Below are 26,684 nucleotides of genomic sequence, written 5' to 3'. Positions count from 1 at the left end.
AAATCCGGCGAAATTGATATTCTTGAAGCGGTTAACCTAGGCGTTGTTGATGCCGATGGTAATGAAGAAAAATATGTTCACGGTACCTTACATTATGGTCGCGATTGGCCTGACAATGTATCTTCTGGCAAAGAATATTTATTACCTGATGATGCAAGCCCAGCAGATGATTTTCATACATATGCCATAGAATGGCAAGAAGGCGAAATTCGTTGGTATGTAGATGGTTATTTATTTGCGACGCAAATGGCATCCGAGGTACGTTATAACAGCAAAGGTGAAGCGTCTGGACTGATTCATCAGGGCTGGTTCTCAGAATACTTTGATATTGCTACAGGTGAAAAAGAAGTGCATTGGGATGCGTCTCCATTCGATCAAGATTTCCACATTCTTCTTAATCTTGCAGTCGGTGGCGACTGGCCATCGAACGTTAACAATTTAGGCATTGATGAGACCGCGTTTGAGAATGGTCAGAGTTACATCATTGACTATGTTCGCGTTTACGAGTGCTCAACCAATCCAACAACCGGTAAAGGTTGTGAAACAATCCGCAGTGGCTACAAGGATGAAGAAGACGCCTTGGTTCTCGGCAAAGCGCCTATCCCATCTCCCCCTTCATCGGGTGTTATTCAAGACCTCACTATCTTTGCTGATGTTGCAAATGCTGATTGGCCAATATGGGATTGCTGTGGCGGAAGTACGCCAGCGTTGGTATTAGATGACGAGCAACACGGTGCGGTGGTTGAATTTTCAATTGGAGCGGCACCAACAGTAATGGGTTTTAACACCACCTTACTTACTACACCTGCACGGTTTGACGCATCTCCGATGTTAGAAGCTGGACCTTTAGCGAACCTTACATTCGATATGAAGATAGTTTCTGCCCCAAACGATGCAAATGCGGTTTGGAAATTCAAAATTGAAAGTAATACGGCCAGTGAAGCCGTTGAACTTGATATCACTCAAGATATTAATGGAAATCCACTTGCCACTGGTGAATGGCAAACTTTCTCATTTTCAGTACAAGACTTAGCTGACGCAGGTTTAGACTTAACCGGTATCGACGTGATCATGATTTTCCCAGCATGGGGCACAGGTGAAGGTGCGGTTTACCGCGTAGATAACGTTGAAATAACGGTTGATTATCCTGAATTAGTGCTTTTTGAAGATGAAACGAACTTAGATTGGCCAATTTGGGATTGTTGTGGCGGTTCAACACCAGTTGAAGTAATCGACGACGAAGATCACGGTGTAGTAGCTGAATTTGCAATAGGCGCAACGCCAACGGTTATGGGTTTCTTGTCGGGAGAGAGTATCGTATTTGATGCTAGCTTGTTAGTTACCTCAGGTTTAGTGCAGTTCGACATGAAAGTCGTTAGTGGAACCGCAAGCGCGGAAACACCTTGGTTGTTCAAGGTAGAGAGCAATGGCGCAGCACAAGCAGTTGAGATTGATTTAACAAACAGTAATGAAGGCGTTGCGCCTGTTACCGGTGAATGGCAAACCTATACGTTTAGTATCCAAGATTTGGCCGATGCTGGCATTGACTTAGCGAACATTGACGTGGTGATGATATTCCCAGCTTGGGGAGCAGGTGAAGGTGTTGTTTATCGTGTAGACAACGCCAAGATATTTAACCCGTCAGCGCCATCATTAACTCTCTTTGAACAGGAAGAAAATGCACAATGGCCAATGTGGGATTGTTGTGGTGGCTCTACTCCAAGCATTGCCATAGACGCAGATCCATTACATGGCGCAACGGCAGAATTCCAGATTGGTGCAGCACCAACGGTGATGGGATTCCAAGCCGAAGAAGATGCTGAATTTGACGCGAGTAATATTTTAGGCGGTGGGGTTATACGTTTTGATATGAAAGTCGTTACTTCTCCTGGAGATTCAACTGAGTGGTTTTTCAAGGTGGAGTCTTTAGGTGCGGCGACGGCAGTTGAAATAGCGGTTGAAGAAAGCAAAGAAGGTGAGACGCCTGTAACTGGTGAATGGCAAACCTACACCTTTGACTTACAAGCTTTAGCAGATGCTGGCCTAGATGTAAGTGCAATTGACGTAATGATGGTATTCCCAGCATGGGGAACAGGTGAAGGTGCGGTTTACCGTATCGACAACGCCAAAATTACATCTAAATAAACGTTGATAAATAAACACATAAATATTGCTAGTAGGTTTTGCGTCAAATTATATGGACGTATAAGCCTACTAACTTACACAGAATAAAGAACAATTAAGTAGGGCAACTATGAAACACATGACCTTCAAGAAAAAATACTTAGCTGCGTCAATGTCTTTGCTTTTAGGTGGAACCTTGATATCCACCGCCAATGCACAAGAAGAAGCGCCAGCTGCACAAGATGATTTAGAAGTGATTCAAGTAAAAGGGATCCGCGGTTCATTAATGCGTGCCATGGATATCAAACGTGATGGACAAGGGGTAGTTGACGCCATTTCTGCTGAAGAAATGGGGAAATTTCCGGATACCAACATCGCTGAATCTTTGCAACGTATTCCTGGTGTGACAATCAGTCGCAAAAATGGTGAAGGTAGCCAAATAACCGTGCGCGGCTTTGGACCTGATTTTAACTTGGTGACACTCAATGGCAGACAAATGCCAGGTACGGGTAACACCCGCTCTTACGACTTGGAAAACTTGTCTTCAGATGGCGTTAGCGCACTAGAACTCTATAAAACTGGCCGTGCTAACGTACCCAGCGGAGGCTTAGGTGCAACTGTTAATATCATTACTGCAAAACCATTAAACAGCCCAGGCTTGAAGTATGTTGTGTCAGCTAAGGGTATTTACGATGAATCGAATGTAGAAGGTGATGATATCACGCCTGAGTTGTCAGCCCTTTATAGCAACACTTTTGCTGACAATACCCTAGGTGTGGCGATTTCATTATCAATGCAGCAACGTAATTTCCAACAACAAAGTGCAAATGTACCGGGATGGCAGGCTGATCAGTCACTAGGCACAACGACCGACTTTATTGATTTAAGGCCCGATGCATCGAGTTTAGAAGAAGATACGTTAGATGGTTCTTTAGAAGATGGCAAAGCTGGTCATTCTTATTTGCCACGTCAAATTTCATACAATATCAACAACGTCGACCGTACACGTGTCAATGGTATGGCCACACTGCAATATGCTCCACGTGACGATATGACCTTCACGTTGGATTATGTTTATTCTGAAGCTGAAACCGCAACCAATGGTCAAGGTTTCGGAATTTGGTTTAACTTTGGCGGTAACATCAACTCTTATGAACTAGATGAGCGTGGTTCAGCAATTAGTTTAACTGAATCGAGTAACGACTTCGCGCATTCCGCTAATGTCGAAACTCTATTAGTAGAGAGTGACTCCATTGGTTTTAATTTTGAATGGCAAGCAACCGATAGTATCCACGTAGAATTTGATTACCACGACTCTAAAACCACCACAGACAACGGCGCTGATAAAGGTACAGGTCACTCAGGAAATGTAATTTTGGCACCGAATAATATTGTGTCTAAAACCTACGATTTTTCTGCTGGCGGCATTCCGCAATTCGACATTATTTGGCCAAACGGCGCAGAAGAAGCAGACCCAGCTGATTTTGATCCGCTGTTTGCTCAGTTTGGACGTGCCGAAGGTAAATCAACCATTGAACAAATCCAATTGGATACTGAATGGGTCAATCCAAATGACAGTTTCCTGACCGCAGTACAATTCGGTGTTGCTAATACCGACCAGTATTTTGGTGGCTACTCTGCAAACAATGGTAACGTAGGTCCGAATGGTTACAATGGCAACGAAGCGGTTTTCCCAGATAGCATGTTTACCCGCACCGACACAGGCGACTTCCTAGATGAGTTTTCAAACGGCGGTAGTAACCTGGTAACCAATTACTACTACACCTTTGATTATGCTGAAGTGATTGCTCGTATGCAGGACTATTTCGGGTTTGATACAGACCCACTAAATCCTGATTTCGGTACTAATTCTAAAGCGGACCTAACCGAAGAAACCCAAAGCGCATATTTAGCAGCAGACATGTATTTTGAAATTGCCGATATGCCAATGGATGTCAGTGTTGGCGTGCGTTATGAAAAAACCGACGTCACCAGCTTAGTATTACAAGATAGCGTTGAAGATTATTTGGTATGGTCAAACCCAACAGAATGGCAAATGCGTTATCGTCCTAGTGACGGCGGCATCGTTACCTTTTTGGGTGAACACGATGTTGTGCTTCCCAACTTAGATATTAAGTTAGAAGTTACCGACGATATTGTCGCTCGATTCTCAGCCAGTAAAACCATTACCCGAGCGCCATTAGGTAACTTGGTTGGTGCACGATCGTTGTCAGGCAGCCCCAAACCTGGAGGACGCACTGGCGCTTCTGGTAACACCAATTTGTTACCCTTTGAGTCGACTAATTTAGATTTAAGTTTTGAATATTATTACTCTGAAGGCAGCTATGCGTCGCTTGGCTACTTCCGTAAAGATGTGAAAAACTTTATCCAAAACTCGTTCACCACCATTACGGTTGACGGCTTGCGTGACCCCTATATTGGTCCGCGTGCAATTCAAGCTGAAGCAGATGTTATTGCTCGCGGTGAACAAGCAACCGATGGTGCGATTTGGCAGCAAATTATCGATAACGGCGGCGGCGTTGATGACGCGTGTTGTGAGACTCAAATTGTACGTCAAAGCGACGATGATCCGTTGGTGGAATGGTTAGTTAGCCAACCGTCCAATGGTGAAAAGAAAATGGTTGATGGGATCGAGTTTGCGATTCAGCACTTGTTCGGTGAAACCGGCTTCGGCGCAGGCTTCAACATGACTTTGGTTGACGGAGATGTGAACTACGATACTGAGAACTTTTCAGTACAATCACCACTAAATGGACTAAGTGATTCCGCCAACGTACAAGTGTTTTACGAAAAAGACGGTTTGTCAGCGAAACTCACTTATGCATGGCGAGATTCGTACTTAATTGGTATCGGTCAAGCTCAAGGTACTGCTGAAGCTCCTCCGCAGTTCTTTAAAGAATATGAACAGTATGATCTTAGCGTAAACTACGATGTTAGTGAAAATCTTACCGTATTTTTTGAAGGCTTAAACCTGACTAACGAAACAGAAGAAGGTTACGGTAGATATGAAGAGCAATTCTTATTTGCTCGTCAATATGGCACTCGCTATAACCTCGGTGCCCGCTACTCATTTTAAGCGGTAATTGATAATAAAAAAGCCGCTTTCTAAGCGGCTTTTTGTTATTCTTTAGATGAATACAAGTGATATCAAAACGATACACTGGAGTGAATGTTGGACAATGAAATTCGAAAAATAGTCATTGTGGGTGGCGGAACAGCAGGATGGCTTACAGCCGGTGTTATCGCAGCAGAACATATGGCTAATTCAGAACAAGGCGTTGCTGTTACCCTGATAGAATCGCCCGATGTGAAGCCGGTAGGCGTAGGTGAAGGCACATGGCCAACCATGCGCGGTACATTACGTAAAATGGGGGTCACCGAAACCGATTTTATTCGCTGTTGTGATGCTACTTTCAAGCAAGGCGCCAAGTTCGCTAAATGGGTAACGGGCGCGGATGACGATGCTTATTACCATCCACTCGTGTTGCCTCAAGGATACGAGCAGATTAATTTAGTGCCATTCTGGCAACAACAGGCCAGCAATATTCCATTTGCAGATGCGGTTTCCTTCCAGGGGCAAATATGTGAACGCAATTTGGCACCGAAACAAAATACAACCCCTGAATTCGCTCACGTAGCTAATTACGCCTATCATCTTGATGCTGGAAAATTTGCCGCTTTTTTACAACAGCACTGCATAGAAAAGTTAGGCGTAAAACACGTACTCGACACGGTAGTCGAGGTAAGTAGTCATGACAATGGTGATATTCGCAGCCTTGTCACTAAACAACACGGTGAGTTAAGCGGTGATTTATTTATCGATTGTAGTGGATTTCACGCGTTGCTGATTGGCAAACATTACCAAATTCCGTTTATCAACAAAAAAGACATTTTGTTTAACGACGCCGCGCTAGCAGTACATGTACCCTACCTCGATGAACACAGCCCGATTGCCTCCCACACAATTTCAACTGGTCAAAGCGCGGGATGGATCTGGGATATCGGCTTACCTTCTCGGCGTGGTGTCGGCCACGTTTATTCTTCTGCGCACATAAGTGACGAACAGGCTGAGGTTGAACTTCGCCAGTACATCCGTGACAGCGTTGGCGACAAGGCTGAAGAGTTAAGCGTCCGTAAAATACCGATAGTACCGGGACACCGTGAAACCTTTTGGCACAAAAACTGTGTCGCGGTAGGACTTTCGGCTGGATTCTTAGAACCACTTGAAGCTTCTGCATTAGTTCTAGTGGAACTGTCGGCTGCAATGATAAGCGAACAACTTCCTGCAAACCGCAAAGTAATGGACATAGTAGCAAAACGCTTCAACGACAAATTTCGTTACCGTTGGGATCGCATTATCGATTTTCTAAAATTGCACTATATTTTAACGCAACGTAAAGATACGCAATATTGGATAGATAATTGTCATATTGATACGATCCCAGATGCCCTCACTGAATTAATGGAGTTATGGCAACACCACTCCCCTTGGCACAGTGATTTCACCCAAGTAGATGAAGTATTCCCGTCAGCAAGTTATCAATATGTGTTGTATGGCATGGGATTTAAAACCCAACAGGCCAAAACGGAAAGACGCTCCAACAATCAGCAATTGGCGCTAGAAAGCTTTAGACAAAATCAGCAAATGACTGAAAAGCTGCTTAGAGGACTACCCACTAATCGAGAACTGATTAACAAGATACAGCAGTACGGATTACAACGTATTTAGTCCAAATATAAAAACTATAATGATTAGGAATACCAATGCCGAACCATCAATTACTGGATAACATCACCCATAAAGATTTACAGGTCATAACCGACTTTCTGCCGAACCTAGGCGACGACGTGAGCTTTACCAATATATTTGTCTCCGAATTTCGTGAAGTACAGGGTTTATATCCAATTTTCTTCAACAAGCATTCGCAGACCGGTAAATTTGAAGCAATCGCCCTTTTCGGTTTTGCTCCGCTTGAAAATCTGTATCTTAATCAAACAGGTTGGCAGGCAAGTTATATCCCTTTAACTATAAGACGACGCCCTTTTCTCATAGGCTTCCAAAACGTGCAATCAGAGGGCGTGTTAAAACAAGAACCTGTGGTTTTTATTGACATGGATAGTCCGAGAGTAAGCGAATTTCAGGGAGAAAAAGTGTTTCTAGAGCAAGGTGGACAAAGTGATTATTTGCAGAATATCAATTCAATTTTACAAACCATACACCAAGGCCACACGCAAACAGACGAGTTTATCGACACTATCTTACAACACGATTTAATTGAGCAAGTCAGTATAAAAGTACAGTTAAAAGACGGTTCGAACCACGAACTAAATAGTCTTTACACTGTTAATGAAGAAAAAGTAGCAAGTTTACAAGGAGATGTGTTGCAAAGCTTACACCAAAAAGGGTATCTACAAATGATGCACATGATGGAAGCATCAATGTCTAATTTATCTGCATTAATTGAAATGAAAAACGCGACACTATAAAGCCGATGAAGTTGCCATTTACATCTCAAAACCAAGTCCAAGAAATAATCAACGCCAAAATTGAAGACTTGGGCCCGGCACAATTAAGTAGTTCACAGCCCATCGTATTCAGAGGATTAGTGAAAGACTGGCCGTTGGTAAAAGCGGCAAGTGAATCAGCACAAAGTGCGGCAAAATATTTGAAATCGTGGGCAAACGAAAACCCGGTTCAGGCATTTGAAGCCCCAGCCAATGTCGGCGGCCGTTTTTTTTATAACGAGAATTTAAATGGCTTTAATTTCACACCTAAAAATAGCACTTTTAAAGCGGTAATAGACGAAATTATCCAATTAAGTGGCTCTGCTCAGGCTTCGTCAACCTATTTAGGTTCTACGTCCATCAATCATATCTTGCCAGGATTTAGACAGCATAATGATGTATTACCACTACAAAAAGCACCGCTAGTGAGCATTTGGGCGGGCAATCGCTCACGGATAGCTGCCCATTACGACATACCAGACAATTTAGCCTGTAATGCGGTAGGACGACGCAGATTTACTTTGTTTCCCCCTGACCAATTGGAAAACCTTTATGTTGGTCCTTTGGACTATACGCCCGCTGGGCAACCTGCTAGCTTAGTCGACTTTCATCAACCTGATTTCAACAAGTTCCCCAAATTTAAACAAGCAATAAAACATTGTTTGATTATTGAATTAAACCCCGGCGACAGCCTATTTATTCCAAGTATGTGGTGGCATCACGTGGAAGGTTTGACCGATTTTAATGTGCTGGTCAATTATTGGTGGCGTCAGGTTCCAGATTTCATGGGGACACCTTTGGATGCGCTTAACCACGCAATACTAGCGATCCGAGAGTTGCCCGAATCACAGCGTCAAGTATGGCGTGATATGTTTGAGCACTATGTGTTTTCACCAGCTGATAATAAGCACATTCCAGAATCCAAAAAAGGGGTATTAAACCCCTTAAATGAAACCACAGCTAGACAACTTCGAGCTCAATTACTCAATAAATTAAATCGTTAAGTAAGTCATTTATTTATACTTTCCCACGTCGCATTTCGAGTTGATTTCTGACCTGCCTAGCAGTTTTTTCATCAATGGGATAAATAACAATTAAGCCGATAGCGATTATTGAACAAATCAGAGGGATACCGGCATCCGCAATGCGCATTAAAGTAATTGTGGTAGACGTTTGTTCACCGGCCAGTGCGACATCAAATCCGGTTGCAGTTAATATAAATCCACCTGCCGCTAGTGCTACCGCCATACCCAATTTAACTACCCACCAGTAGATTGAGCCGAACATCCCCTCTCTGCGCGCAAAGGTTTTTAACTCATCAACGTCACATACATCTGCGATCATCGACCCCATCAAGGTAAATAATCCCCCTAAGCCAAATGCGATAAATGGGACCGGAATTAAAATCAACCATGGATTGTCAGGGGTATAGCAGAACCATTTCAACGCATAACCGACTATTGATAACCCGATTGCGATAAAAAACGCACGACGTTTACCAAACATAGTTGACAGTTTAGCTGTGATAAAAATCACACAAAACGTTGAAAATGCCGACAAGGTCCCTGCCCAGCCGGCATATTCAGAGCCTAAATTCGTATCTCCGGCAAATACATAATAAATAATCACGTAAAACTGAAAGGACGACACCATCATAAATCCGTTAAAGACTAAAAACGTCGCACCACAAAGACATAAAAAGGGCTTATTTTTGAGTGTTTCAGCAAAGCCCTTAAAAAAGCCTTTTATGCCCGGACTGAACGTTTCAGTATCCGTTTTTGCCGGTTTATCCAAAATTGCTAAATTGGGTTCTTTGAGGAAAATAGCCGGTAAAATACCAACGAAGATAGTAAATGCCCCAATAATAATGGCCAGCCAACCCGCCCCTTGGATCATGTCATCAAACAAATTGTCATTTTGCATAAACCACAGAAACCAAGGCGCTAGCAAATACGCCATTTGTCCCATAAAGTTTTGCACTGCCATCAGCCGTGTTCGTTCATGATAATCTGGCGTAAGCTCGTATCCAAGCGCGATGTAGGGCGTAGCGAATACCGTATAAGCCAAATAAAAAAACAATGAACCTATCAGAAAAAACCAGAAATAGAACATCTCGCTTTGTTCTCTAGGCAATTGCCAGATCAGTGCGTATACCAATCCCGCAACTATCGCACCACAGAAAATATACGGCCGACGGCGACCCCATTTCGTTTTGGTATTATCACTGATATAACCCATTAACGGGTCGGTAAGTGCGTCAGTTAACCGAGGCAAAGCACTGACTAACCCCACAAGCGCCGGATTCATCGCCAGACCTAAATTGAGGACGATAACCATTCCACCGATGGCTGCCCCTAATAGGTTATTGACCAATGCACCTAAGCCATAGATAAATTTGCGGAGAACGGGAATTTTGTCACGGTGTGCGGTCACTTCTGTATGACCAGAGGCAGAAACATCTGCTGTCGTATTCGTCATTAGTAATCTACTTTTAACCACTTTGAGGGTTTGAGCCAAGCGAATTAGCGCAGTGTAAAATCTATTAACATCAAAGTTACACTTTTAAATCAAGCAGACAAACTAAATACGGCAAGCGGTGACAAAACGCACGATAAAGCGGGCAATGATAGATTTAACGTCCATTAAACTAAAGTTCATAGCAAATGATTACTAACAAATCGTTTTCATTTATCGGCCGACTCAACTACTAGTTAGTCCACTTTAGCTTATTTAAATTGAATTGTGAGGCAAAAATATTATGTTTAGATAGGCGTCTAAAAACGCTGACATTACATATTCATTTTCTTCGCAGCTTTTATTCACAATTCGAAGACTTTTCTCAACAGGCATGCGGATTTTCTTATGCACAAACCTTCAACATTCTCATCTCCGAAAAGTGCAGTACATCAATACTCAAAACGAGTTACAGAACTAATTTCTCGAATGAATTTACAAGAAAAAATTGGTCAATTGAGTCAAGTGATGGGAAACGATAGCCAACAATTGGCAGAAGATGTCGCAAAAGGAATAGTCGGTTCAGTGATCAATGAAGTCGACCCAAAAACAATATTAAAGTTACAACGTATCGCCAGCCAAAAAAGCCGACTGGGGATTCCTTTATTAGTCGGCAGAGACGTCATTCATGGCTTTAAAACTATTTTTCCTATTCCACTAGGTCAAGCCGCAAGTTGGGATCCTGAATTGATCAAGCTAGCTGCCGGCATAGCAGGTTCTGAAGCGGCAAGTATAGGGATTAATTGGACATTCGCACCGATGATCGATATCAGTCGTGACCCTCGATGGGGCAGAATAGCTGAAAGCTTTGGGGAAGATCCGGTTTTATCATCTGTTATGGGTGTTTCCATGATCAAAGGTTTTCAAGGGGAAAATCTTAAAAAAAGTAACTATATAGCCGCTTGTGCTAAACATTTTGTTGGTTATGGTGCCTCTGAAAGTGGCCGCGACTACTGCACAACCAATATTCCTGAAAACGAATTGCGCAATATTTATTTACCGCCATTTAAAGCCGCCGCTGATGCTGGAGTGGCTTCGTTCATGTCTTCTTTTAGTGATTTAGATGGACTTCCAGCCAGCGGCAACAAATGGTTGCTAGATACTATTTTACGCAAGGAGTGGCAATACCCCGGCTTAGTAGTGAGCGATTGGGAGTCTATTGCTCAACTTCAAATTCACGGTTTAACTGCAACGCCTCAAGAGTCGGCCTTCACTGCGTTTGATGCAGGAGTTGATATGGAAATGGTAAGTCATACTTACCGTGATCATCTAACTACTTTATTAAACGCAGGAAAAATTACAGAACAAGATATTGATAGCAAAGTATTGCGCATACTCGACCTCAAAGAAAAGTTAGGTTTATTTGAGGTGGATTTCACTGCTGACGCCAATCAGCCGGTTTTTTATGCCAATAAAGATCTGGAAATTGCAAAACAACTCGCATTAAAAAGTTGCGTGTTATTGCAAAATAACAATCAAACCTTGCCCCTTCACCCTGACCAATTAAATAGTATTGCGGTAATTGGCCCATTAGCCAATGACGGATATGAGCAGCTTGGAACTTGGATTTTTGATGGTGAAGCCGAATACAGTGTTACGTTGCTAAACGCGTTAAGACGCGACCTGGGTGACGCAGTTGAGATTAAGTTTGCTAAAGGCATGACGAATACTCGAAGTTACGGTACAGATTTATTTGCCGAGTCGATAAGACTCGCGGAACAATCAGATGTGGTGATTTTATGTTTAGGAGAAGAATCTATCTTATCCGGAGAAGCTCACAGCCGCGCTGAACTAAACTTACCTGGTAATCAACAGCTGTTAATTGAAGAAATCGCAGCCACTGGCAAATCAATTGTGCTGGTGATCATGGCAGGCAGACCATTAACGCTAGAGCCTATCGTAGATAAAGTAGACAGTATACTTTTTGCTTGGCATCCCGGCACTATGGGTGGTCCAGCCATTTCTGAATTGTTGTTAGGAGTGAGCTCTCCTAGTGGCAAACTGCCCGTTACTTTTCCGCGAAAAGTAGGTCAAATACCCATTTACTATAATCAAAAACATACCGGTAAGCCTTCAACAGAATCGCAATTTATACACATGGACAATATCCCTGAACGCTCCCCGCAAACATCGTTAGGAATGGCCGCCACTCACTTAGATACACACTTTTCTCCGCTGTATGAGTTTGGCTTTGGGTTGTCATACGGGCGTTTTGAGTATTCCAATTTAACCCTTGATAAAAAAAGCCTAGATCGCGGAGAAAAACTGCACATCAAAATTACGGTTAAAAATACTGGAAAATACAACGCAGAAGAAGTGGTTCAACTATACATACGAGATTTAGTTGGCAGCGTAACCCGTCCGGTAAAGGAATTAAAACAGTTTAAGCGAATTTGCATAAACGCGGGCAGCTCACAAGTGGTTGAATTTGAATTAGCACCCACTGAGCTGGCATTTTATAACCGAAATATGGAGCTCACCAACGAAGCCGGCAAATTTCATCTTTGGGTTTCTGGAAGCTCATCGTCCGAATTAATGGCCGAATTCGAGTTAACCCATGATTAAGAGCAAGCAAAACATTAACCAACAAATTATTGCTAATGTAGAGGCCTTAATGGCCAAAATGACGCTCGCTCAGAAAATTGGACAAATGACTCAAGCTGAACGCTCAACCTGCACCGCGCAAGATGTATATCAATATCACCTAGGTTCAGTATTAAGTGCTGCAGGCTCTGTGCCGGGCAATAATCGATTAAAAGATTGGTTGGAAATGACAGATGCTTACTGGCTTGCCTCGATGCAAACTGACGCAGATCATCTAGCTATCCCAGTGATTTACGGTATTGATGCGGTGCACGGTAATAACAACGTCAAAGACGCGGTTGTTTTCCCCCACAATATTGGTTTAGGGGCCGGTGCCGACTTTGATTTAATTGAACAAATTGCCGAAATTACAGCAAAGGAAGTCTGTGCAATCGGTGTTGATTGGGTTTTTTCGCCCAATTTAGCGGTAGCAGAGGATTATCATTGGGGGAGAACCTATGAGAGTTTTTCAGAACGTACAGACTTGGTATGTGACTTTGCTAAATCAATGATCACTGGCTTGCAATCTGCACTACCGCAATCAGGAGTATTGGCATGCGCAAAACATTGGATAGGAGACGGAGGCACGTTACATGGTGTCGATCAAGGCGATACAATTCTTGATTGGCAGCAATTAGAGCAAATTCATGTTCGTCCATATTACCAAGCGATTGAAGCTGGCGCGCTGTCGATAATGGTGTCGTTTAGTAGTTGGAACGGTGAAAAGTGCCATGGCAACCGTCATCTACTTACTGATATTTTAAAAGGTAACATGCAATTTTCAGGGATATTAATTTCTGATATGCAGGGCATCGATGATTTAGCCGAAGACTTTTATATTGCAGTAGCAAAGGGCGTAAATGCTGGCATCGACATGTTTATGGTTCCCGGCAATTGGAAACAATTTATTGAACATTTAATTTCACACGTAGAACTAGGTACGGTACCGATTGAACGCATCAATGACGCAGTACGCAGAATATTGTCAGTGAAAATGGCAATCGGCTTATTTGAAAAACCTCGTCCATCAAAGCGTCAATTGGCTAATCATGCCAGCTTTGGTTCAAAACAACATCGTAACGTTGCACGTAAGGCTGTGCAAAAGTCTTTGGTGTTGCTTAAAAACCATGATCACGTATTACCGCTAAGTAAAAACTCGCGAATTTTGGTGACTGGAAATAGTGCTGACAACATTGGTTATCAGTGCGGTGGTTTCACTATCTCATGGCAAGGTGATGATGGAAACGAAGAATTCCCAGCCGCTACTTCAATCTGGCAAGGAATCCAAAACCAAGCAACCAACGCGCAATTTATTGGCGCGGGCGAAATAACTGATATTGACCCGAATCAGTTCGACGTCGCTATTGTAGTAGTTGGCGAGCGCCCATATGCTGAAGGTTTAGGTGATATTAGATATGATGATGATGTGATGTTCAAATCAGGCTTGCAAATCAATGGGCAGCTCAGAATGCAACCTGCATCAGGCAACTCGTTGGAACTACAAGTGATGTATCCTCAAGCATTGCAAACGATTAAAACACTAAAAGTCAAAGGCATTCCGGTAGTCACAATATTAATCTCTGGTCGTCCACTTATAACTACCTCCGAAATTACACAATCTTCTGCTTTCATAGCAGCTTGGCTACCGGGCTCTGAAGGAGATGGTGTGGCAGATGTACTATATGCTAAAGCAGCTTTTTCAGGTAAGTTGGGGTTTAGTTGGCCTGACAATTCACAATCAAATATAGATCTGGAAAAACAAGCCTTTGACACTATTTATCCTGTTGGCTTTGGCTTAACTTACCCGGTAAAAACACTGGCTAAATCTGCAGTTTAACCTGTCCTAAAATCAAACACCGACAATAGGACAGGGAACGGATTTAAGGGTTAGCGAAAACGCGGTTTACCAGGTAACACGACGTTATTCACTTCATTATATTCTTCCAAAAGTGCCATTTGATGCTGATCATACAACCTCAAATTAGACACTTTATAAGGGGCTGTGACACCGGCAGTATTAAGTAACTTGCGATCAAAGTTCAGCGGCATAGCTGCCATACCAGCGTTTAACGACTGCGCAACTTGCGTTTCCAACACCGGAATTAAGACACCGTTTTTTGTGCCATATAACACTGCGCGTACTTCATAACGGCTAAATTCATTCACAAGGACACTGACTTGCGCTTGATCTAAATTGCTTACGTCAACTTTAGTGTCTGCAAAGCTCGCCGTTGGACGACTAAATGCAAATGCCAGCTTTCCTTTGCGATGAAACGATAGACCGTTGTGATTACCTTGTGCTTCAACTAATAATTCATACAAGCCATTTATTGGCGCAATAATGTTTTGTAAATCTGGTCGCTGAATCACCAGTTGGCCATTAAGCATTTTCGATTTTAGTTTTACTTTGCTGCCATCCATACCAATTAGCGTGGCCAAGTAGTTCACTGGATTTAACGATTTTGATTTAATACCGTTGTTTGCTGGCAAAGTCATAGAAACAGTGGCCAGTACGGTGCGATTATGATCCACACTTTGACTCGTGGTGTTTAAGTTTAAAGCGTAATCACTGTCTGGTTCGCGAATCATAATCAGAAAGCGATCTTGCGGATCGAGTGCTTGTTGGGTTTTTAGCAATAAAGGGCCATTGTCTTGTGCTTGTTTATCAGTAAACATGGCCGCAGATTTAGATAAAAACCCCGTTTGAGCCAGTTGCGGTTCAGAAACCTGCTTGCTATCTACCACCTCTCCTGATTGAGTTTGCAGTTGCATCAAGCCAATGTCTAATTTTGCATCAGACTGTTGGGTATTCGAACTGACATCTTCCCGCGCCTGAGAAATCAACATTAACACCCGTGGACTAGTATTGTTTATGGCAACACCTTGCATTAATGCAGCGCCGTTAGTTTCAAACCAATATTCTTTGCTGCTCGAACTATAAGAATGGTCGGTGTCGAGTAGCTGAGATGACTTAGAAATCACTTTGCTATAATGACTTAGATCACCAGCACGACTGATTAGTGCAAAGCAGCATAAAAGTAAGGCGATAAAAAATTGGATATTTACATGCTTTTTCATTGTCATCACCTATATGTCATCACGAATGATTTCGTTAAACCCAAAACACACACGCCGTGATTGCTGATGACTCAATGGCTCAGCCCCATCAGTTCGCTGAATATCTCTAAACCATGTGGTACCTGCTACTTCTTGCGAACTGCACTCTAAGAAACCATCAGAACAAGAATCCAGCCAATTTTGCGTAAACTCTAGTGCGACTTGATTTGAATAACCGCCGCAGTAGCTATCGCCATCAAATGGTGATGATTCAACATCGGTTCCTGTAATGACTTTGAAAGGCACAGGCAAATCGTTTCCTTGCGTGCCTAATAACCAAAACTCATTCATAAAGGCCATGTATTCTACTTGTTGCAAAAAGACGCCATCGCTGGCATAGCCTAATAACCATCCCAAACTTTGTTCAAATACATTACCATTAACGACGGCGTTAGCGAGCGGCGTACCTCCGCTAGAAGGAGCAATTGCAGTCACATCAGTTGTGGCCTGTATAATTATCGGATAGCGCGCATCCCAAGTAGGATTTGAGAGGATCCAACGCACTACATTTGCGCCGTTAGAGTGGGTTATAATGTACAATTCTGTAAGCTTAAGGGCTAAGCCCCACCGATAAATTTGATCCGCCACACAAACAGCAGCCCGATCTTTCCAAATAAATTCTTCGAAATCGCAATTCACTACTAAATAGGGATTGTCATTTCCCTGCATGACAGAATCGACAAATTCAGGTGACCAATAATCATCTAACGCATTGGTTTGATATCCTGTGCCGTGAATAAAAACAACACCTTTGAGGGCATAAGCTTGATGCGAAAAACCTGCGAGTAAAAAGCTGACTGTCAACAGAATTCGCCAATCCCAAGCTTTTTTGAGAGTAGGTATAAACATAGTTGGTTCCTTTAATCATTATTATTAAGTTCAGCAAATGTAGCTTACAAATTGTAGACCATTTTTTGAACAAATATTTCTGACAAGGAATTTTATCGATTTAGTAATCGAATTCTGATTAGCAATATTTAGGCGTTATCAGAAATTGCCGAAACGGAACGTGAAACATTTTCCGCCCCTTGGTTAATTTCGTGAATGACGGTTTCCATTGTGTGCAACAGATCTGTGCCTTTTTGGGCAGTATCAGAAACCGATGAAATTTGTAGGGTAACTTCATCTGTCAACTCTTGGTTGAGTCGCACCACGTCACCTATTTCTTGGGTAGAGTTACTCGTACGCGCAGCCAATTGACGCACTTCATCTGCTACTACCGCAAACCCGCGGCCAGTATCACCAGCTCTGGCAGCCTCAATAGCCGCATTTAAAGCTAATAAATTGGTTTGATCTGCAATTGAACTTATTGTAGATACAATGGTACCTATCAGGTTGGATTGTTTACCAAGGTTTTGAATTAGTTGAACAGATTTAACCACTTGCTGTTCGATAGTATTCGAATTTTCAATAGCATTTTTTAATGTGTTTGAACCTTCAAGCGCAATCTGCGCCGTTTCTACAGCGGTAGAATATGCGACTTCAGCCGCTTGAGACACTGCTAAGTTGTGATTCACTCGGTCAGTTATATCTGTAGCAAACTTGATGACTTTAACGACTTTACCATTCTCTGACTTTATGGGGTTATAAGACGCTTCTAACCAGATTTCTTTGCCACTTAATGATTTTCTAGTAAACATACCAGAGGTTAATTTCCCGTTTTCCAAATCATTCCAAAAGTTGGGGTTTTCTTGATAAAACTTGTCAGAACAGAATATTTTATGATGTTTACCTTGTATTTCTGCCAAACTACAATCCATTGTTTTCAGGAAATTTTCATTGGCAAACAAAATTTCACCCTGAGGAGTAAATTCAATTACAGCCATCGACAGATTTAAAGCTTTACTGATTGCTAACTGGGTTTGCAACGACATGTACTTTTCAGTGACATCAGTGGCAATCTTCACCACTTTTGTCACTTTTCCGTTATCTAAAATGGGAAAATAGGTTGCGTCTAGCCAAACAACTTCACCACCTTTAATAAAGCGCGAAAATGTGCCAGAAATACTTTTTCCAGATTGTAATGTTTTCCAAAATTCCTGATATTCTTTTGAATTACAATATAAGGTGTCACAGAACATTCGATGATGTTGTCCGATGACCTCATCCTTATCATAGTGCACCACTGATAGAAATAGCGAATTGGCCATCAGTATCGTCCCTTCGGGAGTAAATTCGATATATGCCACGTGTTTTTGAATTGACTTTACTAACGAGACTTGCTCACTTAACGAACTCTCTAACGCAACTATCTGTTCTTTTAAATTTCTATTAAACATACTTTTATCTTAATTTATTGATACTTACACACTCTTCATACAGTTTGAACTGCAACGCCTTTTAAAACCTGAATGGTAATTTAAGTAAACTAAATTAAGATGACCAAAAGTACTTTGACATTTAAACATAATCAGAATAGTTAATTAAAATCACTCTCAAGCTTGGTCAAAATTAACACAAATATTCATCGATGTACTGCAAAAAGTGATTAATTATTTGAAAATAACTTCTTATAATTCAATGCGGTAACTAATATTACCAATAATAAATAAGTTTGAAGTCATTGCAATGTAGAGGGTATGGATATACTTAAAAGTAGGATTAAATTTTGCGGAGACTTTACTTAAAAAAATCAAAAGTAGCGTGACGGACAAAAAAGGAAATTGAATAAAGTAAACGCATGAAAAAGTCACGGTGCGCTTACATCATTTAGCATAAACCAAATTGCTTCAGTCTTCTTGCCAGCGCTCTTTGATTTCAAGCATTTTATCCAAATTTTGCTGAAATAAATCAACAAGTTGCGGATCAAAATGTTTGCCTTTTTGTTGCTGTAGATATTCCATGGTTTTATCAATTGACCAGGCTTCTTTATATGGTCGCTTACTGGTTAATGCGTCAAATACATCGGCTAACGCGACAATACGTCCGTGAATAGGTATTTCTTCGCCCGCCAAGCCCTTAGGATATCCGCTACCATCCCACTTTTCATGGTGGGTTAACGACACAACTTTAGCCAACTCAATTAAATCGGAATCTGATTCGCCTAAGATTTCCGCTCCTATTTGCGGGTGCTTTTTCATTTCTTCAAATTCTTCTTCAGTTAACCTAGCAGGCTTTAACATGATGTTATCCGGAATTCCAATCTTACCAATATCATGCATAGGAGCAGCATTAAAAATATCGTCTGCGGCATTTTCTGAAAAACCACAAGCAAGTGCTAACAATCGCGAATAATGACTCATCCTGACCACATGCATACCCGTTTCATTGTCTTTGTACTCAGAGGCTCGCCCTAACCGCTGTATAACCTGTAAACGGGTTCTTCTCAGCTCTTCGGCATTCACTAAAGATAAATGGGTAGCGACGCGAGCTTTAACTACAACGGGCGTAATTGGCTTTGATATATAATCGACAGCGCCTACCTCAAACCCTTTAGCTTCGTCTATGGCATCGCCTAACGCGGTAACAAAAATCACTGGTATGTGGCGAGTGGCGGAATTAGATTTAAGCGTTTGGCATACTTCATAGCCTGTCATTCCAGGCATCATTACATCTAGCAAGATCAAGTCAGGTTTAACTTTGTTAACTAGCTCTAATGCCTCCGCTCCACTTTTCGCAAAGGTGAGAGAATAATATTCGCGTAAAGTCTGATTCAACACTCTAAGGTTGGTTGGTTCATCATCAACGACTAACAGTTTTTTTTGGCTATCAGCGGCAATCATAAATTATTCTTACATCCTTTAATTAACACTCAATTCACTTTGCGTTAGTTCAATTATTTCCAATGCTTTTTCAAATTCAAAATCATTCAGTGCTTCTACAATCTTTAACATTTTATCAAAGTGCTTATGATTAGTTTGGGTTGAAAGCTGATCTAAAAGCGATTCATTGAATTCGTTATTCTTCACGTAACTAGTTAATTCTTCTAGCACCAATAATAACGCTTCATCACTTAGATTTTCTACTTCATCTAGTGTTTGATGCGACTCCTGATTACGTAAACCGACACATTTGGCAATTTCGTGCAATTCTTCTTTCATCGAATTAATCGATTTATGCAATATCGGAGCATCAGCGCTGGCGACGTTTTTTTCCAGTTCGCTAGCAAAACTGGCAAATTTAACTAAAGCTAAATTACCCGCGACCCCTTTTATTGCATGTACACTTTGTTCTAGTTCCGACCACTCTTCAATTTCGATAAAAAAGATTAACTGTTCCAACTTAGCGTCACAATCTCGAATGAATTCACTTATTTGCGTAAATAAAGTCGTTTTGGAGCCCCATAATGCCGAACCAGTGTCTACATCAATAGATGACAGTTCAGTCTTTTCGGTATCTAAAGATTCAGATTGTGTAACGTCTTTATCTATTTGCAGTACTTTAGCAATCTCAAATGTCAACAAATCGAAATCAACCGGTTTATTCGCAAAGCCATCCATGCCGGCTTCAAAAGCAGACATTTTATCTTTTTCCAACACACTAGCAGTTAATGCAATGATTGGGATATGCGCTAATCCTTCTTTCTGCTCTTGTTTACGTCGTTCACGAGACGCGCTTAATCCGTCCATCACTGGCATTTGAATATCCATAAGGACAATATCAGGTTCGTCATTTCGCATACGAATAAGCGCTTGTTCCCCATCTCTAGCCGCGATGACAGTGTGCTCTTCGCGTTTAAGTAAGATAGTCAACAGATCTATATTTTGTTGCAGGTCGTCAACTACTAAAATCCGTAATTTAGGCAGTTTACTAAGCACTTTTTTACGCTCTGTTTTAGCTGCAGCATCCACTCTTTTAAGTGGCAGGGTAAATGTAAAACACGAACCAACGTTAGTTTGACTTGTGGCCGAAATACTCCCCCCCATCAATTCAACTAGCTGTTTACTAATGGTTGTTCCTAAACCAGTACCTCCAAATCGACGACTCATCGATTCATCAGCTTGCTCAAAAGCTTCAAACACCGTTTCTAATTGTTTGGGAGACATGCCGATGCCAGTGTCTTTTATTTCAAATTTGATTTGCCCCTGTGTATGCTTAGACACAATAATGGATATATTGCCTTTTTGGGTAAATTTGACTGCGTTGCCCACCAGATTGGTTAACGTTTGTCGAATTCTGTCAGGTACACCGTGGTAGTGGCCGCGAATCTCAGGATCGACAGTCAAATTGATCGTTAACCCTTTTTTCTGCGCTTGCAACCATAGTGTCGACACGACTGCATCAACTTCTTCTATTAAAGAAAAATCGCGATACTCAAGCTGAAACTTACCTTTATCTAATTTAGCACTATCCAAAATATCATTGAGAATGTGCATCAGCGATTTCGCAGATTGATTAATGGTGTTGACATGTTTTTTCTGGCTTGCCGTCAATCCACTATCCAATAAAATATCGCTAAATCCTACCACTGCGTTCATCGGCGTACGGATTTCATGACTCATATTAGCTAAGAAAGCGGAACGTGCGGCCGCAGCTTGTTCAGCTTTTTCTTTAGCCTGCACCAATTCATTTTCCATGGCTTTGCGTTGACTAATATCCATAATGAAGCCATCAAGGTACTGCTCACTACCATCTTCACTTTGCGTAGCTCTTCCGTACCCTAACATCCATTTGGTTTGGCCATTTTTATCAATAACTCGGTAGTCAAGCACAAATCCATCTGGGTGGCTCAAATCAGTAGCGGCAATCTGCGCCAAATCATCTGGATGAACAAAATCGGAAAAACGACGCTTAACACACGGCAAGATAAAATCTTCTGCTGGATATCCAATTTTGTTTTCAATTTCGTCACTAACAAACAAAAATGGCCATTCATCTTGATTAAAACAGCGATAAGCAATGCCTGGTAAATTACCGAGCAGAGAACGAAATCTCGCTTCGTTTTCTCTAAGTGCCGCTTCCATTTTTATGCGCTCGCGTAAATCAGTCAAAAAAGCCACAAATAAATGCTGACTCTCTATTTCTACATGACCGATACTCAAGCCTACAGGAATTGTTTCACCCTGCTTTGTAAGCGCTTTTACCTCTCGACTGTTGCCAATGATTTGGGCTTCACGCGTACGTAAATAATCGAGGATATAACTATCATGCATGCTATGGTCTGGGCCTGGCACGATTTTATTCACGTTACTTCCTATCAGCTCCTGTGTAGTCCAGCCCAGCAAATTTGAAACTGAACGGTTAACGCTTATCACTTTGCCTTTTTCATCGATAGTAATTATGCCATCGAGCGCGGTATCCATTGTGGCAAGTAAACGTTTTTCATTTAATAATGAGCGCGCCGAAATATCCTTGTACTTGAAAATGATATTCAAACCTAAGACAAGAGCGATAATAACAACCGTAATGAAAGATATGCTCAGAGCTAAATAAAACGAAATTTGTCCAGATTGCGATGACAATTCCATACCTGGCGGTAAAACAAACCTAGCCGCTGCCATGCCGGTATAGTGCATGCCTGAAATCGCCATGCCCATCACGATGCTCGCCACTACTGATTTCGACAAGTCATTGATGTGAATTTTGGTGATGCTATCCAAACCAAAACGAATATACAGCGCAACAATTGCTAAGCAAACCGCGACCAAAATCGATACTAAAAACATGCTTAAGTCATATCGAAGTAGCGGTGCCATCTCCATGGCCGCCATTCCAACATAATGCATAGTACCGATGCCCGCCCCAACCAACACGCCACCTAAGATAAGTTGCTTTTTAGTAATGTTGTCTTGTATGAGTAGGTTTTGAGCCACCCACGAAGCGGCTACGGCTGGAAACAATGAAAGTAATGTAAGTTGCCATCCATAGGTTACGTCCGTGCAAAGATCAAATGCCAACATACCAATGAAGTGCATCGACCAAACACCACCACCCAAAGCAATACTACTGACCATTAATGCCACTTGTCGGCGTTTTGGAGAGACGGTTGTGGCGGCTTGGGAGCAAACATGGAACGCCATAAAAGAGGCAAATATCGCAATCAGCAACGATAGTAAAACCAATTTATAATCAAATTGCCCAACTACCAAAAGATTGCTTGGAACCTCTTCAAAAATGTTTTTAATCGTTATATTCATCTAAAAAGAGCCTTGTCCTTGCATAGTTAAGCCAGTTTAATTTTTCGTTATTTATCTGACTGAAGGTCATACACCCACTGCATTTAATTGAATTTTAATATGAATATGTCTAGCTTAACCGACTTAGTTACAAACGTCTAAAAGGTCAAGTATGGAATTTACAGAAGACGTCTAATTTATTATATGCGTTTACACCGAGTTGCATAGCGTTTTATGGGTTGAGTGAGAGCAGCATACTTGTTAGACAAGTCATTACATAGCGCAGAAATACGATGAAATCGTTAGAAAAGAAGCAGAGAATGAATATCCTCTGCTTCCCTACATCATAAAATGGATTTTACAAAATCTGCCAGCTCGTTGTCCTGACAATTTTCAAAGAAACATGACTGGAAACGCGCCCCGCCAACTGCTGTTTTCAACAATTCAGGATCTAGACCTTTTAAGCCTTCCAGCAAAGGTCTGCAAGTGACCGTTTTGACGCCATCTAAGATGCCTGCATTGGCAACCTGTGATTCACGTCTTTCTGGTGGATATCCTAGTCCAGTTTCACCTGTGAAGGCTTTTTCAAAAATATAACGTAGATTTAGTTCTGCTCCCCAACCAAAACCTTTTGCAAAAGGTAATGCCAATGCATTGCCATTGTTAATTTGTGCAAACAAATAGGCATCTGCTGGGTCAATACAATATCCACATGCAACCCCAGGGTAAGCATTCAAAGACATCAGGGCGCCTTGGCCTGTACCGCAACCTGCAACAACGAAGTCAACCGCCTTAGCATTGAGTAATAACGCTGAAATAATGCCTAAATGAATGTAAGTTAACCTATGATCATCGTCGTCACTCATTCCAACATTAAACACTTGATGGCCATGTTGCTCAGCCACGGCTTCAAGCTGAGGTAAGATAATGTTGTTTTTTGCTGCTTGGCTGAATTCATTCATCAATGCGATTTTCATAAAATTTCCTGAAATAAAAAACTGAGCGCTCTAAAACAACAAAATTCAGCTAACTTTTAAAACAAATATGCATTTATATTAATTAATATCCAAATCTGGAACGTTAGGTACTCGATTTCGTAGTTTTACATAAATTGCCTAAGATTAGGTGACAACCCCTACTGCCTATAAATTAATTACGTGGTCCATTTTGTATTTCCACCAAAACACCATCGTGAAATACAAGAATTTTTTGAAGCTGTCCTTTTTCTCTTTTGTACAAATGACGTTCGACATTCACTCGGGTGTGCTTTTTTTGATGTTTGCTGAGGTCTTCTTTATAATTAGGATCTCCGCATTTTAGCAACACATCAATGGTCGAATCACCGGTTTTAATTAATTTGGAACCACAGCGCATCGAATCGGCATAAGCACTACCGGCACTGAATATTAGGCATAATCCTAAAATGCATTTTCGTTTGAAGTTAAAAACCATAACACGCTCGTAATGATAAACGTGTAAAGACTCTATCAAAGTGACAACGAGTAGCAAAGCGTCCTCTCAATAAAGGGGTTCAATTTTATATCAGGTATATGCTTTGATTCGTTTTATTTCATTGTCGAGAAGATTATTCATTGATTCCATAGTGCTGCTGGCCAATGTGAAGTAGCTATCACTATTAAGATGAACATCACTAGGTAAAATCAGTTCATGTTTGAGCGTTTCGGTAAATACTTTGCAGGCATTGCGTGCTGAGATAATCAACTCTTTACTCTCTTCGTTAGAGCGTCCCGCTAAACGACTAAAAGAAGTTAATGAGTATTCCTGTATTTTTTGTTCCAAGAATTTAATCTTATTTCTTTCTAATTTAGTGATATTTCCAGACACGGCGACAGCCATTCCAATAGCGCGAGCTTGCCCAATGAACTCTACGGCCATAGGGAGTTCTTTCCATATACACTGCAAGTCTATAATTTCTCTAGGTAAGTTATGTGATCTCTTCCATTCTTGTGCCGCCACTTCAAGTAAACGAAGCAAGTTCTCAATCAGATTGGTATGTTGAGTAAAGCTTTCTTGACCAGTTAGCCCAAAGCAATTTTTTTCAAGCCGAGGCCAATGATCCATAAAACTTAACCAGCGAGACTGCCGACTAAACACACGATCCCTATCTAAGCTGACCATACACAAGTAAATTTTCTGGCGTAACTCCAAGATAAGTGGTTCAACGCGATTGTTACCATTTAAGTAACCTGCAGATAGACCTCTATGCCTTTGCAAGCTAGTAATTAACGTTTTAAGCTGAGAGATTAGGTCTAGCGTGCGAACTAACTTCAAGCGTTCCGTTACTCGTGAATAAGCTCTGATCGAAACCAGTGAGAATATTAACAAGGTTAATATGATGGTAAGTGTTTCTAACATACATACTCCGCTTGACTTAAAGGTTGGAAAAATAAACTAAACACGCGTTTCACGTAAATTCTCTTTGTATTGATATTACCGATTCTTACAACTAAATCGTTTATCTTAAAATCCTCCTGTTCACGTCTTTATCACCAAATTAAATTGGTAAATTAATTGGTGGACATTACTTTGAATATGTAATGCTTCTAATGAGCACTATAGCAATTAACAGAGCGAGCATTACATAGACTAGAAAGCAATAATTGCGCCACAGATTAGTCCAAGATTGCAATTAGTCTTTAGTAGGAAATAAAAAATAGCTTCAATTAGCTATTTATCATTTGAGTATAAAATTATGCTAACTCCATTAAATTTCTTGCAGGGGCTAGAATTTAGACGGTTTTTCGTTGCACAGAACCGGTACGTTTGCACTTTAGCAGTGCAAACGATTGCGATTTTAAAATTTGGATTGGAATTCAGTATGACAAGACGAAGTTCAGTCAGTTAGCAGTTTAACTGACTTTTCACAGGTTAAATTTTGCAACTTTTCGATAGGGAACTGAACCGCTGCTCTCCCGCTTTTTGACGCAACTCGTATGGCCTTTTCTAACCTTTTTTTGATCTTCAGATGTTTGACATTAATAAAGTGATAGAGAGTAAGTTCGAAATTTTTGTCTTCGAAATAGTAAAACACCTCTGAACTGGAATTACATAAGATTTTGCCTACTTCTAATTCAGTGGCAAATATAGCGTCAAACAACCCAGTGTCCATCATTTTGGCCATTGAGGTTGGAGTATCGATATATTGGCAATTTAACTTAGCTCTATCGCAAAAACTTTTAGCACCGCGAAACGTAGCCAAAACCCCGAGTACACTCGAATCATCAACCGCACAGTCACTTTTTTTGATACAAAAATAGCCAGCGCGCAAGGTTCCTATCGGTTCGTCCACCTGGACTAACTGTTCAAACTGCGCTCCCACCAAATCAAGTCGCAAAGCTTCTGCATCTAATTCCCCTTCATTTACCATTTTTAAGCCGCGCTTGGATGGATAAAAAACAAATGTAGGAGAATAATTTATGCTTTTATAAATTTCTGTGTAGAAATCCTTCAGCTTCTGAAGGCTTGGATCTTCTTTTAAAGCCTCAACAACATTAATCGTATATTCCTCAGACTTTACTGAAAACGTCAAGGTAGCAAAAAACAAAATCAAAATTAGCTTCATAAATTACCATTCCCATTCCATCTTATTAACTTTAGCAGAGCTCGTATTTTATTACCCTTAGATTATGGAAATATTGATCCATTTTTTCGAGGCGATTTTTTCTTGGTCTGTAAATTGCTGTGCACTTGTTAAAACATAAATAACCTTACAAAGTAACCATGTTATGTTGTTATTTAAAACTA

Annotated in this window: 17 protein-coding genes; 7 read left to right on the top strand and 10 right to left on the bottom strand. The window is 41.2% G+C overall.

The window, feature by feature from the left end; all coding sequences use genetic code 11:
- From GLIP_RS06120 to GLIP_RS06100, 5 genes are all read left to right on the top strand, one after another.
- On the top strand, positions 1-2,145 hold a 2,145-nt coding region (locus tag GLIP_RS06120; RefSeq protein WP_040522077.1), incomplete at its 5' end, for a glycoside hydrolase family 16 protein.
- 109 nt (positions 2,146-2,254) lie between these two features.
- Positions 2,255-5,221 carry a TonB-dependent receptor gene (locus GLIP_RS06115; protein WP_008843724.1) on the top strand — a complete coding sequence of 989 codons (2,967 nt, stop codon included), beginning with the start codon at positions 2,255-2,257 and terminating at the stop codon, positions 5,219-5,221.
- 93 nt (positions 5,222-5,314) lie between these two features.
- Positions 5,315-6,874: a tryptophan halogenase family protein gene (locus tag GLIP_RS06110; RefSeq protein WP_008843723.1), complete on the top strand. Its 1,560-nt coding sequence runs from the start codon at positions 5,315-5,317 to the stop codon at positions 6,872-6,874.
- Between the two features lie 35 nt (positions 6,875-6,909).
- A complete protein-coding gene (locus GLIP_RS06105; RefSeq protein ID WP_008843722.1) occupies positions 6,910-7,632 on the top strand; it encodes a SapC family protein in 723 nt (240 codons plus the stop codon).
- Between the two features lie 5 nt (positions 7,633-7,637).
- On the top strand, positions 7,638-8,654 hold the full coding sequence (locus tag GLIP_RS06100) for a cupin-like domain-containing protein (RefSeq protein ID WP_008843721.1): 1,017 nt from the start codon (positions 7,638-7,640) through the stop codon (positions 8,652-8,654).
- Between the two features lie 13 nt (positions 8,655-8,667).
- Here GLIP_RS06100 and GLIP_RS06095 read toward each other — a convergent pair whose 3' ends face one another.
- Positions 8,668-10,128, bottom strand: a complete 1,461-nt coding sequence (locus GLIP_RS06095; RefSeq protein ID WP_008843720.1) for an MFS transporter — start codon at positions 10,126-10,128, stop codon at positions 8,668-8,670.
- Positions 10,129-10,512: 384 nt separating this feature from the next.
- Here GLIP_RS06095 and GLIP_RS06090 point away from each other — a divergent pair, with 384 nt between their 5' ends.
- Together GLIP_RS06090 and GLIP_RS06085 are read left to right on the top strand one after the other, a co-directional pair.
- Positions 10,513-12,729: a glycoside hydrolase family 3 N-terminal domain-containing protein gene (locus tag GLIP_RS06090; RefSeq protein ID WP_040522074.1), complete on the top strand. Its 2,217-nt coding sequence runs from the start codon at positions 10,513-10,515 to the stop codon at positions 12,727-12,729.
- Positions 12,722-14,584, top strand: a complete 1,863-nt coding sequence (locus GLIP_RS06085; RefSeq protein WP_008843717.1) for a glycoside hydrolase family 3 protein — start codon at positions 12,722-12,724, stop codon at positions 14,582-14,584. The genes GLIP_RS06090 and GLIP_RS06085 overlap by 8 nt, the downstream gene beginning before the upstream one ends.
- Before the next feature lie 50 nt (positions 14,585-14,634).
- On the opposite strand, the gene GLIP_RS06080 is transcribed toward GLIP_RS06085, so the two are convergent.
- From GLIP_RS06080 to GLIP_RS06040, 9 genes are all read right to left on the bottom strand, one after another.
- The gene (locus GLIP_RS06080) at positions 14,635-15,825 is read right to left on the bottom strand and encodes a DUF4785 domain-containing protein (protein WP_008843716.1); all 1,191 of its coding nucleotides are present in this window, start codon (positions 15,823-15,825) and stop codon (positions 14,635-14,637) included.
- Positions 15,826-15,834: 9 nt separating this feature from the next.
- Complete coding sequence (locus GLIP_RS06075) at positions 15,835-16,713, bottom strand: hypothetical protein (RefSeq protein ID WP_008843715.1); 879 nt, start codon at positions 16,711-16,713, stop codon at positions 15,835-15,837.
- Positions 16,714-16,841: 128 nt separating this feature from the next.
- A complete protein-coding gene (locus GLIP_RS06070; RefSeq protein WP_008843714.1) occupies positions 16,842-18,143 on the bottom strand; it encodes a methyl-accepting chemotaxis protein in 1,302 nt (433 codons plus the stop codon).
- 450 nt (positions 18,144-18,593) lie between these two features.
- Positions 18,594-19,586 (bottom strand): response regulator, encoded by a 993-nt coding sequence (locus GLIP_RS06065; RefSeq protein ID WP_008843713.1) that lies wholly within the window; start codon positions 19,584-19,586, stop codon positions 18,594-18,596.
- Positions 19,587-19,604: 18 nt separating this feature from the next.
- Complete coding sequence (locus GLIP_RS06060) at positions 19,605-22,940, bottom strand: MHYT domain-containing protein (RefSeq protein ID WP_040522071.1); 3,336 nt, start codon at positions 22,938-22,940, stop codon at positions 19,605-19,607.
- 323 nt (positions 22,941-23,263) lie between these two features.
- Positions 23,264-23,896 (bottom strand): RpiB/LacA/LacB family sugar-phosphate isomerase, encoded by a 633-nt coding sequence (locus GLIP_RS06055; RefSeq protein WP_008843710.1) that lies wholly within the window; start codon positions 23,894-23,896, stop codon positions 23,264-23,266.
- Positions 23,897-24,068: 172 nt separating this feature from the next.
- Positions 24,069-24,371, bottom strand: a complete 303-nt coding sequence (locus GLIP_RS06050; protein ID WP_008843709.1) for a DUF2845 domain-containing protein — start codon at positions 24,369-24,371, stop codon at positions 24,069-24,071.
- 90 nt (positions 24,372-24,461) lie between these two features.
- Complete coding sequence (locus GLIP_RS06045) at positions 24,462-25,295, bottom strand: nitrate- and nitrite sensing domain-containing protein (protein ID WP_008843708.1); 834 nt, start codon at positions 25,293-25,295, stop codon at positions 24,462-24,464.
- 478 nt (positions 25,296-25,773) lie between these two features.
- The gene (locus GLIP_RS06040; RefSeq protein ID WP_008843707.1) at positions 25,774-26,502 is read right to left on the bottom strand and encodes a hypothetical protein; all 729 of its coding nucleotides are present in this window, start codon (positions 26,500-26,502) and stop codon (positions 25,774-25,776) included.
- Positions 26,503-26,684: the final 182 nt, after the last annotated feature.

It is taken from the genome of Aliiglaciecola lipolytica E3 (genome assembly GCF_000314975.1).
GTDB lineage: Bacteria > Pseudomonadota > Gammaproteobacteria > Enterobacterales > Alteromonadaceae > Aliiglaciecola > Aliiglaciecola lipolytica.
The sequence above is the reverse complement of the archived record's forward strand: the minus strand, read 5'-3'. Positions and strand labels throughout refer to the sequence as shown.

Excerpts from the sequence above, each read along its gene's own strand:
- GLIP_RS06055 (WP_008843710.1), bottom strand. The coding sequence starts at position 23,896 with ATGAAAATCGCATTGATGAATGAATTCAGCCAAGCAGCAAAAAACAAC.
- GLIP_RS06065 (WP_008843713.1), bottom strand. The coding sequence starts at position 19,586 with ATGATTGCCGCTGATAGCCAAAAAAAACTGTTAGTCGTTGATGATGAA.
- GLIP_RS06060 (WP_040522071.1), bottom strand. The coding sequence starts at position 22,940 with ATGAATATAACGATTAAAAACATTTTTGAAGAGGTTCCAAGCAATCTT.
- GLIP_RS06045 (WP_008843708.1), bottom strand. The coding sequence starts at position 25,295 with ATGTTAGAAACACTTACCATCATATTAACCTTGTTAATATTCTCACTG.
- GLIP_RS06110 (WP_008843723.1), top strand. The coding sequence starts at position 5,315 with ATGTTGGACAATGAAATTCGAAAAATAGTCATTGTGGGTGGCGGAACA.
- GLIP_RS06075 (WP_008843715.1), bottom strand. The coding sequence starts at position 16,713 with ATGTTTATACCTACTCTCAAAAAAGCTTGGGATTGGCGAATTCTGTTG.
- GLIP_RS06080 (WP_008843716.1), bottom strand. The coding sequence starts at position 15,825 with ATGAAAAAGCATGTAAATATCCAATTTTTTATCGCCTTACTTTTATGC.
- GLIP_RS06070 (WP_008843714.1), bottom strand. The coding sequence starts at position 18,143 with ATGTTTAATAGAAATTTAAAAGAACAGATAGTTGCGTTAGAGAGTTCG.
- GLIP_RS06050 (WP_008843709.1), bottom strand. The coding sequence starts at position 24,371 with ATGGTTTTTAACTTCAAACGAAAATGCATTTTAGGATTATGCCTAATA.
- GLIP_RS06095 (WP_008843720.1), bottom strand. The coding sequence starts at position 10,128 with ATGACGAATACGACAGCAGATGTTTCTGCCTCTGGTCATACAGAAGTG.
- GLIP_RS06085 (WP_008843717.1), top strand. The coding sequence starts at position 12,722 with ATGATTAAGAGCAAGCAAAACATTAACCAACAAATTATTGCTAATGTA.
- GLIP_RS06040 (WP_008843707.1), bottom strand. The coding sequence starts at position 26,502 with ATGAAGCTAATTTTGATTTTGTTTTTTGCTACCTTGACGTTTTCAGTA.
- GLIP_RS06105 (WP_008843722.1), top strand. The coding sequence starts at position 6,910 with ATGCCGAACCATCAATTACTGGATAACATCACCCATAAAGATTTACAG.
- GLIP_RS06115 (WP_008843724.1), top strand. The coding sequence starts at position 2,255 with ATGAAACACATGACCTTCAAGAAAAAATACTTAGCTGCGTCAATGTCT.
- GLIP_RS06090 (WP_040522074.1), top strand. The coding sequence starts at position 10,513 with ATGCACAAACCTTCAACATTCTCATCTCCGAAAAGTGCAGTACATCAA.
- GLIP_RS06100 (WP_008843721.1), top strand. The coding sequence starts at position 7,638 with ATGAAGTTGCCATTTACATCTCAAAACCAAGTCCAAGAAATAATCAAC.